Here is an 11,327-nt window from a genome sequence, read left to right as displayed (position 1 = left end):
GGATGACTCTGGGTGTTCCAGAACCACCCTGAGTGAGGAGTCCGCATGCGTCGTTCTGTTGTCCGGGGGCTGATCCGGCCGCTCTCCCTGGCGGCCACGCTGACCGCGATACCCCTGATCGGCGCGGCTCCGGCCGTGGCCGACAGTGTCGTGGTCGGCGGGTTCCCGATAGATGTCTCCCAGGCCCCGTGGACGGTGGCGCTCTCCAGCCGTGACCGGTTCGGGGGTAGTCGCGCGGGCCAGTTCTGCGGCGGGGTGGCGATCGCGCCGACCACCGTCCTCACCGCCGCCCACTGCGTCGCCGACGACGTCCTGGGCACGCCCCCGAACCGGGTGCGCGACTTCAAGGTCATCGCGGGCCGCACCGACCTGCTCGCCACCGACGGGCCAGGAGACGGCCGTACGGGACATCAAGGTGAACCCGGAGTACGACCCGGCCACCAATGCCGGCGACTACGCCGTCCTCACCCTCGCCGACCCCGTGCCGCAGAGCGCCGTCGTACCCATGGCGGCGGCCGGTGGCCCGGCGTACGCGGCCGGCACGGAAGCCCTGGTCTCGGGCTGGGGCGACACCAGCGGCGGCGGCGCCTACACGAACCGGCTGCGCGCCGCGCGCGTGCATGTGCTGGCCGACGACCTGTGCGCCCGCGCCTATCCGGGCGGCCGGGACGGCACCTACCGCGCCGCCTCCATGCTCTGCGCGGGAGAGGCCGCCGGCGGGCCGGACGCCTGCCAGGGCGACAGCGGCGGCCCGCTGGTCGCCGGGGGACGGCTGATCGGGCTGGTGTCCTGGGGGAGTGGCTGCGGGCAGGCGGGCAGTCCGGGCGTCTACACGCGGGTGTCCGAGGTGGTGCGCACGCTGGAGCCGGCCGAGGACGGGGCCGAGAAGGCCCCCAAGCGCTCCTGAGAGCGCCTGGGGTGCCCTTCCGGGTACGAGAACGGGCGGCCGCTCCCCTGGGGAAGCAGCCGCCCGTTCACCGGCCTATGCCGGGGCTGGCTCGTCGGGTGGGTGCGAGATTCAGCGCTCTTCGGTGGCAGAGGTGCCGGGAACGGACGTGAGCCGCTCCGTCTCGTCCTGTATCTCAGCGGCGATCTTCTTGAGTTCCGGCTCGAACTTGCGCCCGTGGTGGGCGCAGAAGAGCAGTTCTCCGCCGCTCAGCAGGACGACGCGCAGGTATGCCTGGGCGCCGCAGCGGTCGCAGCGATCGGCGGCCGTCAGCGGGCTCGCGGGGGTCAGAACAGTAGTCACGTCGCCTCTTCTCTAGCTCGACGAGCTGTCGTACCAGGGTCAACATCCAACCAGGCCGAATTCGTTCCCGCTCGTGGCTTTCCGTCGAAAATTTCTTTCGGGATGGCTGGGTGTTGCCGGTTGGCGGCGAATGTGCCGTAGTGCGTGGTCTGGTGCGTACGGGTTCGCGCGTTCTTGGGGGTCGGTCCTCCCGGCTGGGTTGCCGGTTGTTGATGAGGACGTGCCCGGAGCCTAAATGGTTCATGCCTCGAAGGGAACGTGATGTGTGCTTCACTCCATCGAGGGATCGAACGTCCGTACGACCCTCGGCTAGTCTGAGTTCCCCGCCGAGGGTGGCGTTACACCGGCTCTACCAGGCATCGGTACCCTCTGAGCGGCGACCGAAGCCGGCCCCGTACCCACCAGGGGCCCATCTGAAATTCAGCGAGGAGCGAACCGCGTGACCGCCGATACGTCCGTGCCGTCCACTGCGCTGCTGGCAGGAGCAGACCGGGACGGCTCCAACTACACCGCGCGGCACCTCCTCGTCCTCGAGGGCCTCGAAGCCGTGCGCAAGCGTCCGGGCATGTACATCGGCTCGACCGACAGCCGCGGCCTGATGCACTGCCTCTGGGAGATCATCGACAACTCCGTGGACGAGGCCCTCGGCGGTTACTGCGACCGCATCGAGGTGATCCTCCACGACGACGGCTCCGTCGAGGTCCGGGACAACGGCCGCGGCATCCCCGTGGACGTCGAGCCCAAGACCGGTCTGTCCGGCGTCGAGGTCGTCATGACCAAGCTGCACGCGGGCGGAAAGTTCGGCGGCGGCTCCTACGCGGCCTCCGGCGGCCTGCACGGCGTCGGCGCCTCCGTGGTGAACGCGCTCTCCGCCCGGCTCGACGTCGAGGTGGACCGGAGCGGCAGCACCCACGCCATCAGCTTCCGCCGCGGTGTTCCGGGCGCCTTCGCGCGGGGCGGCGCCGAGGCCAAGTTCGAGGCCGGGACCGGCCTCACCAAGACCAAGAAGATCCCGAAGAACCGCACCGGTACGCGCGTGCGCTACTGGGCCGACCGGCAAATCTTCCTCAAGGACGCCAAGCTCTCCCTGGACAACCTGCACCAGCGGGCGCGCCAGACCGCCTTCCTGGTACCGGGCCTGACCATCGTCGTGCGCGACGAGATGGGCCTCGGTGACGGTGGCAGCAAGGGCGAGGAGTCCTTCCGCTTCGACGGCGGCATCAGCGAGTTCTGCGAGTACCTGGCCACCGACAAGCCGGTCTGCGACACGCTCCGCTTCTCGGGCCAGGGCACCTTCAAGGAGACCGTGCCGGTCCTCGACGACCACGGCCAGATGACGCCCACCGAGGTCACCCGCGAGCTGGGTGTCGACGTGGCGCTGCGCTGGGGCACGGGCTACGACACCAACCTGAAGTCCTTCGTCAACATCATCGCCACCCCCAAGGGCGGCACCCACGTGGCCGGCTTCGAGCAGGCGGTCACCAAGACGATGAACGAGGTGCTGCGCGCCAAGAAGATGCTGCGCGTCGCCGAGGACGACGTGGTCAAGGACGACGCGCTGGAGGGCCTGACGGCGGTCGTCACCGTCCGCCTGGCCGAGCCGCAGTTCGAGGGCCAGACCAAGGAGGTCCTCGGCACCTCGGCGGCCCGCCGCATCGTCTCCACCGTGATCGCCCGGGAACTCAAGGCGTTCCTCACCTCCACCAAGCGCGACGACGCCGCACAGGCCCGCACGGTCATGGAGAAGGTCGTCGCCGCCGCTCGCACCCGGGTGGCCGCCCGCCAGCACAAGGACGCCCAGCGCCGCAAGACCGCCCTGGAGTCCTCGTCCCTGCCCGCCAAGCTCGCGGACTGCCGCAGCGACGACGTCGACCGCAGTGAGCTGTTCATCGTCGAGGGCGACTCCGCGCTCGGTACGGCCAAGCTGGCCCGCAACTCCGAGTTCCAGGCGCTGCTGCCCATCCGGGGCAAGATCCTCAACGTGCAGCGCTCGTCCGTGACCGACATGCTCAAGAACGCCGAGTGCGGCGCGATCATCCAGGTCATAGGAGCGGGCTCGGGCCGCACCTTCGACATCGACGCCGCCCGCTACGGCAAGATCATCATGATGACGGACGCCGACGTGGACGGCTCCCACATCCGCTGCCTGCTGCTCACGCTCTTCCAGCGCTACATGCGGCCCATGGTCGAGGCGGGCCGGGTCTTCGCCGCGGTTCCCCCGCTGCACCGCATCGAGCTGATCCAGCCGAAGAAGGGCCAGGACAAGTACGTCTACACGTACTCCGACCGCGAGCTGCGGGACACGCTCATGGAGTTCCAGCGCAAGGGCGTCCGGTACAAGGACTCCATCCAGCGCTACAAGGGCCTCGGTGAGATGGACGCCGACCAGCTCGCCGAGACCACGATGGACCCGCGCCACCGCACCCTGCGCCGGATCAACCTCGCGGACCTCGAAGCCGCCGAGCAGGTCTTCGATCTGCTGATGGGCAACGACGTGGCGCCGCGCAAGGAGTTCATCTCCAGCTCGGCGGCGACGCTGGACCGGTCGCGGATCGACGCGTAGCCGTGGGCACTCGGCTTTGACCGGGTGCGGGCGGGAGGACGGGAGTACTGGCCTTGGCCGGTGCTCCCGTTTTTGTTGCTGTACCTCTGCCGGTGGCCGCGCCCCTGTCCCGTCCGCCCCTGTCCCGTCCGGTCCGGCTCAGGGTTTCCCCCAAGATCTCTCCACCCGTGGGTGGAGAAGTCCGCCGTGTAGAGATCCACCCGTGATCCACCCCCGCTCCGATCCCGTGGCCTGCGGATTTCCGTAGTTTCGAGGGTGTCGGGAGCGACCGCCTCCGACAGCCCCTCTCGTACACGGAGGCTCGCATGTCCGGGTTCGTCGACGCGTTGGTGATCGTGGCCGTCGCCGTGCTGGTGATCGTCAGGCAGTTCCGCACCCATGCCATCGACGCCGAGCGGCGCTGGTGGCTGGCGCCCGCGATTCTCGCGGTGATGGCGCTGCGCGGGCCCGGCATAGTGGACTCCCACCACCGCATCGAGTCACTCGGACTGCTCGTCGCCGAAGTGGCCGTCGGGGTCGTCACCGGAGCCGGCTGGGCCTGGACCACCCGGATCTGGAGGGCCGCAGACGGGGTCGTGTGGAGCCGCAGCACGAAGGCCAGCGCGGCCGTGTGGGCCGGGGGGATCGTCCTGCGCGGCGGCCTCTACGGCCTCGGGTACGTCCTCGGGGTCCGGCAGGACAGTGCCGCCCTGATGCTGGGCCTCGCCGCCACCCTGTTGGTCCGCGGCGGCATCACCGCCTCGCGGGCACAACTGCTGACCTCCTCGCCCGCCCCGGCCCCGACGTACGGTGACGGAACGCCGTCGGCACCGGCGGCCCCGGTGGCACGGCCGGCCTGGAAGGAGCGGGTGTGAACGAGAACTCCTGGACCCGCTGGCCCTCACGCGAGGCGCTCAGCAAGGAGGGCGTCAGCCGCCCCCGGCGTCTGCTGGGCCGGGCCATCAGGGTGGTGCTGCTCGGGCTGCTGCTGTGGGCGGCCCTCAGACAGGACGACATCCCCCTGTGGGGAGAGGCCGCCGCCGTGGCAGGCGTGCTGCTGGCTTCCGGTGCGGCGTGGGGCTACTTCCGCGCCACCTACGCCCACCGGCTGCTGCCGTCCCTGGCGCTCGTCGCCGTGCTCCTGGCCCTGGCGGTCGCCGCCCAGGTGACAGGTTTCGGAGGCCCCGCCCTGGTGCTCTGGTGCGGCTGCGGCATCCTCGCCCTGGAGCGGCTGCCCCTCGCGGCGGCGGTACCCGTGACCTCGGTCGCCCTCGCCTCCTTCGCGGTCTTCAACAAGGACGTATGGCTCACCACCGCCTCCACCGTGGCCGGGCTGGCGCTGGCCGGCTACGTCGCGCGGCTGGACTCGGAGGCGCGGGGCAACGCGCAGCGGCTCCTCGCCCAGGAGCGGGCCGCGCGGGAGGCGGAGGCGGAGTCGGCCGCGCTGAGCGAGCGGGCGCGGATAGCGCGGGAGATCCACGACGTGCTGGCCCACAGCCTCTCGGCGCAGATGGTGCACCTGGAGGCGGCCCGGCTGCTGCTGGAGCGCGACGCGAGCCGTGAGCAGGTGCTGGAGCGGGTGGTGGCCGCGCGGGGGATGGCCCGTGACGGGCTCGCCGAGACCCGCCAGGCGCTGTCGGCGCTCAGGGGTGAACTGACCCCGCTGGAGGAGTTCCTGACGGATCTCGTCAGCGTGACGGACGGGGGCGAGGTCACCGTCACGGGTGAGCGCAGGGCGCTGCCGGCCGAGGCGTCGCAGGCGGTGCGCCGGGTGGCGCAGGAGGCGATGACGAACGTCCGCAAGCACGCCCAGGGCGCCAAGGTGCGGGTCCGGCTCGACTACAGCGCGCATCAAGTGACCCTCGATGTGCGGGACAAGGGCGGTCGTCCGGGCGAACTGGCCGCGTCCGGCGGCGGGTACGGTCTGCTGGGCATGCGGGAGCGCGCCGAACTGCTGGGCGGCTCGCTGGACGCGGGGCCGGACGAGGAGGGGTTCGTGGTGACGTTGAAGGTGCCGGTATGACGGCGCCGGAGGGGGAGCGGAAGCCCGCGCGGGTGGTGGTCGCCGACGATCAGACCGTGGTGCGGGAAGGCATTGTGATGCTGCTCGGGCTCTTGCCCGGTCTCGACGTAGTCGGTGCGGCCGGGGACGGCGAGGAGGCGGTGCGCCTGGTCGGCGAACTGGCCCCGGACGTGGTGCTGATGGACCTGCGGATGCCCCGCTGCGATGGGGTGGAGGCCACTCGGCGTATCCGGAGCGAGTATCCGGGCACGCAGGTGGTGGTGCTGACCACGTTCGCGGACGACGAGTCGTTGTTCGCCGCGTTGCGCGCCGGGGCGCGGGGATACCTCACCAAGGACGCGGGCGGGGAGGAGATCGTGCGCGCGGTTCAGAACGTGCTGTCGGGAGAGGCGGGGCTGGCGCCGGGCATCCAACTCCGGCTGCTGGAGAAGCTGTCCCAGGCCGAGGTGCGGACGACTGCGGCACCGCCCGAGCCGCCCGACGGGCTGACCACCCGCGAGAGCGAGGTGCTGGTGCTGATCGGCGAAGGGCTCAGCAACCAGGACATCGCCCGGAAGTTGCACGTCTCCACGGCGACCGTGAAGACGCACATCAACAATCTCTTCGCCAAGACGGGCCTCAAGGACCGTGCGCAGGCGGTGCGTTACGCGTATGGGAAGGGCATGGTGCGGCCGAGGGCGGAGTGACTCACCTGATGGGGTGAAGTGGTACGGGAAGGTGTGTCGCGGATCTTCCCGATCTGTCCATCCTTGGGTATGCAGTCAAGCAATGGTCGACACTTCGGTGCCGGGAACGGTCCCGGAAGTTCGGCCGACAACCAGGAAGAGCAGAGCGTGACTTCCCGCGACGTGCGGCAAGAGGACCCCTGGCACGACACGCTGACCGCCGGCTGGGGCGAGCTGGACGGGGTGGGGATGCCCGCGCCGGCGGCCGTACCGCGTCCGCGTGGTGAGGCCGAGCGGGAGATCGCGGAGGCTCGAGCGCGGGACGTCTATCTCGCGGTGCAGCAGAGCGAGGCGTTCCAGGAGGTGCGCAGCCGGTACCGGAGGTTCGTGGTGCCGGGAGCGGCCGCCTTCCTCGTCTGGTACGTGGGGTACGTGGTCACCGCGACGGCAGCGCCCGGACTGATGGCGCGGCCCGTCATAGGGGCGGTGAACGTGGGGATGCTCGCCGGGCTGGGGCAGTTCGCCAGCACCTTCCTGCTCACCTGGGCCTACGCACGGCACGCGCGACTGCGGCGCGACCGGCCCGCGTTGGAGCTGCGCTGGGACACCCAGGAGCTGACCCGTGGCGTCCAGGGAGGCACCTCGTGACCAGCCACCACCAGATGCTGGCGCTGGTCCTGTTCAGCGCGTTCGTGGCCGTGACCCTGGGCATCACCACCTGGGTCAGCCGACGCAGACACGGGTCGGCGGAGGAGTTCTACGCCGGTGGGCGGCTCTTCACCCCGCTGGAGAACGGGTTCGCGATCTCCGGCGACTATCTCTCGGCGGCCTCCTTCCTCGGGGTGACCGGGCTCATCGCGCTGTACGGCTACGACGGGCTGCTGTACGGCGTCGGGTTCCTCGTGGCCTGGCTGGTCGTGCTGTTCGTCGCGGCCGAACTGGTGCGTAACTGCGGCCGGTTCACCCTCGCCGATGTGGTCGCCGCGCGGATGGCCGAGCGGCCGGTGCGGATCGCCACCGGCACCGCCTCGGTCACCGTCTCCGTCATGTACCTGGTCGCCCAGATGGTGGGCGCCGGAAGCCTGGTGGCGCTGCTGCTCGGCGGCTCCGGCGGGGCCGCGCAGGCGTGGACGGTCATCGGGGTCGGCGCGCTCATGGTGATCTATGTGTCGCTGGGCGGGATGCGGGCGACCACCTGGATTCAGATCGTGAAGGCCGTCCTGATGCTGGTCGGGACGATCGTGATGACCGTGCTGGTCCTGGTGCGGTTCCACGGGGACATCAACCAGTTGCTGCTGACGGCGGCCGAGCGCAGTGGGCACGGGGCGTCGTTCCTGGCGCCGGGGCTCAAGTACGGCGGTGACTGGACCGCGCGGATGGACTTCATCAGCCTCGGTCTGGCACTGGTACTGGGCACCGCGGGCCTGCCGCACATCCTGTCCCGCTTCTACACGGTGCCGACCGCGCGGGCGGCCCGGCGTTCCACGGTGTGGTCGATCGGGCTGATCGGCAGCTTCTACCTGATGACGATCGTCCTCGGCTTCGGGGCGACCGCCGTGGTGGGCGCCGACGCGCTGCGGCGGTCCAACGCGGCCGGGAACACCGCGATTCCGCTGCTGGCGCTCGACCTGGGCGGCGGTGCCTCCTCCACCGGGGGCACCGTGCTGTTCGCGGTCGTGGCCGCCGTCGCCTTCGCCACCATTCTCGCGGTGGTCGCCGGGATCACCCTCGCCTCCTCGGCGTCGGTCGCCCATGACCTGTACGCGTCGCTGCGGCGCAGGCCGACCACGCCGCGCGGCGAGGTGGCGGTGGCGCGGATCGCGGCGGCCGCCATCGGTGTCGTGGCGATCGCGCTGGGGCTGCTGGCCCGGAACCTGAATGTGGCGTTCCTGGTCGGGCTGGCCTTCGCGGTGGCTGCCTCGGCGAATCTGCCGACGTTGCTGTACTCGTTGTTCTGGCGGAACTTCACCACGCGCGGTGCGGTCTGGGCCGTGTACGGCGGGCTGATCCCCGCAGTGATCCTGGTGCTGCTGTCGCCCGTGGTGTCGGGGAGCCCCGGCTCGCTCTTCCCCGGCGTGGACTTCCAGTACTTCCCGCTCCAGAACCCGGGCATCGTCTCGATCCCGCTCGGCTTCCTCGCGGGCTGGCTGGGGACGGTCACCTCGGACGAGGTGCCGGACGAGGCGAAGTTCGCCGAGACCGAGGTGCGTTCGCTGACCGGTGCGGGAGCCGTGTAGGAACACCGGGCCTGGGCGGCGTCACAGCGTTATGGCGCCACCCAGGCGTACCGGTGCTCGGGCCGCCCGGTGTCCCCGTATCTGAGGGACAGCCGTAGGCGGCCCGCCTGCTCCAGGTGACGGAGGTAGCGCTGGGCGGTGGAGCGGCTCAGCCCGGTGCGGGACGCCACCTCGTGCGCCGACAAGGGCTGTTCCGCGCCGTGCAGGACTCCGCAGATCAGGTCCGAGGTCGGCTCCGTGTGGCCGCTCGGGAGTCCCGGGGCCGAGGGGGCGGGGGCCGTGCGCAGGGCGCCGAAGATGCGGTCGACCTGTTCCTGGCCTGTCACTCCGCGTCCGCCCACCCGGTCGACGGTGCGGCGCAGGGCGGCGTAGGAATCCAGGCGGCCGCGCAGTGCGTTGAAAGTGAAGGGCTTCACCAGGTAGTGCAGCGCGCCGAGCCGCATCGCCTGCTGGACGGTCGTCACATCGCTGGCCGCCGTGATCATGATGACGTCGGTGCCGTGGCCGTGCTGGCGCATGAGGTGGACGAGTTCGAGGCCGGTGCGGTCCGGCAGATAGTGGTCGAGCAGCACCAGGTCGACGCCGCCGCGTTCGACGGCGGCTAGCGCCTGGGCGGCACTGTGGGCGCGGGCGGCCACCCGGAAGCCGGGAACCTTGCCCACGTACCTGGCGTTGATCTCGGCGACACGGAAATCGTCGTCCACGACCAGCACGTCAATCATCGGGGCCTCTCCCTTAAGGCCGGCGAGCGTTAAGCCCGTGTTTCGGCTCCGCAGTTGTAGCGTGAGCAAAACGAGCACAACAGGTTCTTGCGAGCAAAAGAAGGGGTTGCGCGCACAAGACTGCTGCCGGAGTGGCGCCGCCCCTACCGTCCCGGTGCATGAGCGCAGACACCAGCCCCGCCATCGAGCTGAGGGGCGCGAGCAAGATCTTCAGAACCCCTTCCGGCGATCCGCACACCGCGGTGCGCGGCCTGGACCTCACCGTGGAGCGTGGCGAGTTCGTCGCCGTCGTCGGGCCGACCGGTTGCGGCAAGTCCACCACGCTGACCCTGGTCAGCGGGCTGGAGGAGCCTTCCGAGGGCGACGTGCTGGTGGCCGGGCAGCCGGTCGACGGCGTCGGCGACCGGGTCGGCTTCGTCTTCCAGCAGGACGCCACCTTCCCCTGGCGCACGGTGCTGTCCAATGTGATGGCCGGCCCCCGCTTCCGGGGCGTGCCCAAGGCGGAGGCCAAGCAGAAAGCCCGCGAGTGGCTGGCCCGCGTGGGGCTCGCCGCATTCGAGGACCGGTATCCGCACCAGCTCTCCGGCGGCCAGCGCAAGCGCGTCGCCCTCGCCGCGACCTTCGTCAACGACCCCGAGATCCTGCTGATGGACGAGCCGTTCTCCGCGCTCGACGTGCAGACGCGCGCCCTGATGTCGGACGAGCTGCTGGAGCTGTGGGAGGGCACCGGCGCCTCCGTCGTGTTCGTCACCCACGACCTGGAGGAGTCGATCGCGCTGGCCGACAAGGTCGTCGTGATGACCGCCGGGCCCGCGACGGTCAAGCAGGTGTTCACCATCGACCTGCCCCGGCCGCGCAAGGTCGAGTCGATCCGGCTGGAGCCCAAGTTCATCGAGATCTACCGCGAGATCTGGGAGTCCCTCGGTGAAGAGGTCCGCATCACCCGTGAGCGAGGTGCCGCCGATGTCGCCTGAGACCGTGACCCCGCCGCTCGCCGACCCCGTCAAGCCGCAGACCCCGGCCCCGTCCCGTTCGCGGGCGCAGGCCGCCCGCAGGCGCCGGGTGATCGTGGTGGTGGCCCGCGTACTGCTGCTGATCGGCGTGCTCGGCCTGTGGGAGGGCCTGTCCCGCGCCGAGGTCATCGACCCGTTCAACTTCTCGATGCCGTCGGAGATCTGGGACCAGATCACCTCCTGGGTGCTGCACGGCACCGCGCTCGGCTCCCTGGGCGAACAGATCTGGTACACGCTGTACGAGGCGCTGCTGGGCTGGGTCATCGGCGTTGTCGCCGGTGTCGTCCTCGGTATCGCGCTCGGCCGGGTCGCCTTCCTCGCCGACCTGTTCGGCCCCTACATCAAGGTGCTGAACTCCATCCCGAGGATCGTGCTCGCCCCGATCTTCCTGATCTGGTTCGGCCTCGGCCCCGCCTCCAAGGTCGCCTCGGCCGTGGTCCTCGTGTTCTTCCCGGTGTTCTTCAACGCCTTCCAGGGCGCACGCGAGGTCAACCGCGACCTGGTCGCCAACGCCCGCATCCTGGGCGCCACCGACCGGCAGGTCACCCTCCAGGTGGTCATCCCCTCGGCCACCTCCTGGATCTTCACCAGCCTGCACGTCAGCTTCGGCTTCGCGCTCATCGGCGCCATCGTGGGTGAGTACATCGGTGCCACCCGGGGCATCGGGCTGCTCGTCGCGCAGTCGCAGGGCACCCTCAACTCCGCCGGTGTGTACGCCGCGATGGTGATCCTCGCGGTCGTGGCGCTCCTCGCCGAGGGGCTGCTGACCTTCGCCGAGCGCCGCGTCTTCCGCTGGAAGTCCTCCGACTCCGGGCACTGAACCGCCGTTCCGCGCGCCGTACTCCCCGCACCCCGCACAGTCCCAAGGACGTGACT

Annotated in this window: 10 protein-coding genes and 1 pseudogene; 9 read left to right on the top strand and 2 right to left on the bottom strand. The window is 70.5% G+C overall.

The window, feature by feature from the left end; genetic code table 11:
* Positions 1 to 45: 45 nt before the first annotated feature.
* Positions 46 to 907: pseudogene (locus E5083_RS16565) on the top strand (serine protease).
* 111 nt (positions 908 to 1,018) lie between these two features.
* Here the strand turns inward: E5083_RS16565 and E5083_RS16560 are convergent.
* Positions 1,019 to 1,249, bottom strand: coding sequence for a DUF7455 domain-containing protein (locus tag E5083_RS16560; protein WP_086691807.1), 231 nt, complete (start codon positions 1,247 to 1,249; stop codon positions 1,019 to 1,021).
* Between the two features lie 439 nt (positions 1,250 to 1,688).
* Here E5083_RS16560 and E5083_RS16555 point away from each other — a divergent pair, with 439 nt between their 5' ends.
* From E5083_RS16555 to E5083_RS16530, 6 genes are all read left to right on the top strand, one after another.
* Positions 1,689 to 3,812: a DNA gyrase/topoisomerase IV subunit B gene (locus tag E5083_RS16555; RefSeq protein WP_135786456.1), complete on the top strand. Its 2,124-nt coding sequence runs from the start codon at positions 1,689 to 1,691 to the stop codon at positions 3,810 to 3,812.
* A 305-nt stretch (positions 3,813 to 4,117) separates the two neighbouring features.
* Positions 4,118 to 4,666: a DUF1453 family protein gene (locus E5083_RS16550; protein WP_135786455.1), complete on the top strand. Its 549-nt coding sequence runs from the start codon at positions 4,118 to 4,120 to the stop codon at positions 4,664 to 4,666.
* The gene (locus tag E5083_RS16545) at positions 4,663 to 5,814 is read left to right on the top strand and encodes a sensor histidine kinase (RefSeq protein WP_167513552.1); all 1,152 of its coding nucleotides are present in this window, start codon (positions 4,663 to 4,665) and stop codon (positions 5,812 to 5,814) included. The genes E5083_RS16550 and E5083_RS16545 overlap by 4 nt, the downstream gene beginning before the upstream one ends.
* On the top strand, positions 5,811 to 6,500 hold the full coding sequence (locus E5083_RS16540; protein WP_135786454.1) for a response regulator transcription factor: 690 nt from the start codon (positions 5,811 to 5,813) through the stop codon (positions 6,498 to 6,500). The genes E5083_RS16545 and E5083_RS16540 overlap by 4 nt, the downstream gene beginning before the upstream one ends.
* A 69-nt stretch (positions 6,501 to 6,569) precedes the next feature.
* The gene (locus E5083_RS16535) at positions 6,570 to 7,127 is read left to right on the top strand and encodes a DUF485 domain-containing protein (RefSeq protein ID WP_208754062.1); all 558 of its coding nucleotides are present in this window, start codon (positions 6,570 to 6,572) and stop codon (positions 7,125 to 7,127) included.
* Positions 7,124 to 8,716, top strand: a complete 1,593-nt coding sequence (locus tag E5083_RS16530; RefSeq protein WP_030803162.1) for a solute symporter family protein — start codon at positions 7,124 to 7,126, stop codon at positions 8,714 to 8,716. Before E5083_RS16535 ends, E5083_RS16530 begins: the two co-directional genes overlap by 4 nt.
* Positions 8,717 to 8,745: 29 nt before the next feature.
* Here the strand turns inward: E5083_RS16530 and E5083_RS16525 are convergent, their stop codons facing one another.
* Positions 8,746 to 9,438, bottom strand: a complete 693-nt coding sequence (locus tag E5083_RS16525) for a response regulator (RefSeq protein WP_130337316.1) — start codon at positions 9,436 to 9,438, stop codon at positions 8,746 to 8,748.
* Positions 9,439 to 9,596: 158 nt separating this feature from the next.
* Here E5083_RS16525 and E5083_RS16520 point away from each other — a divergent pair, with 158 nt between their 5' ends.
* On the top strand, positions 9,597 to 10,412 hold the full coding sequence (locus E5083_RS16520) for an ABC transporter ATP-binding protein (RefSeq protein WP_135786453.1): 816 nt from the start codon (positions 9,597 to 9,599) through the stop codon (positions 10,410 to 10,412).
* Positions 10,402 to 11,271, top strand: coding sequence for an ABC transporter permease (locus tag E5083_RS16515; RefSeq protein ID WP_135786452.1), 870 nt, complete (start codon positions 10,402 to 10,404; stop codon positions 11,269 to 11,271). The genes E5083_RS16520 and E5083_RS16515 overlap by 11 nt, the downstream gene beginning before the upstream one ends.
* Positions 11,272 to 11,327 lie beyond the last annotated feature (56 nt).

Origin of the sequence: Streptomyces bauhiniae, from assembly GCF_004784475.1 — a bacterium.
GTDB lineage: Bacteria > Actinomycetota > Actinomycetes > Streptomycetales > Streptomycetaceae > Streptomyces > Streptomyces seoulensis.
The sequence above is the reverse complement of the archived record's forward strand: the minus strand, read 5'-3'. Positions and strand labels throughout refer to the sequence as shown.

Excerpts from the sequence above, each read along its gene's own strand:
- E5083_RS16535 (WP_208754062.1), top strand. The coding sequence starts at position 6,570 with ATGCAGTCAAGCAATGGTCGACACTTCGGTGCCGGGAACGGTCCCGGA.
- E5083_RS16515 (WP_135786452.1), top strand. The coding sequence starts at position 10,402 with ATGTCGCCTGAGACCGTGACCCCGCCGCTCGCCGACCCCGTCAAGCCG.
- E5083_RS16540 (WP_135786454.1), top strand. The coding sequence starts at position 5,811 with ATGACGGCGCCGGAGGGGGAGCGGAAGCCCGCGCGGGTGGTGGTCGCC.
- E5083_RS16550 (WP_135786455.1), top strand. The coding sequence starts at position 4,118 with ATGTCCGGGTTCGTCGACGCGTTGGTGATCGTGGCCGTCGCCGTGCTG.
- E5083_RS16525 (WP_130337316.1), bottom strand. The coding sequence starts at position 9,438 with ATGATTGACGTGCTGGTCGTGGACGACGATTTCCGTGTCGCCGAGATC.
- E5083_RS16520 (WP_135786453.1), top strand. The coding sequence starts at position 9,597 with ATGAGCGCAGACACCAGCCCCGCCATCGAGCTGAGGGGCGCGAGCAAG.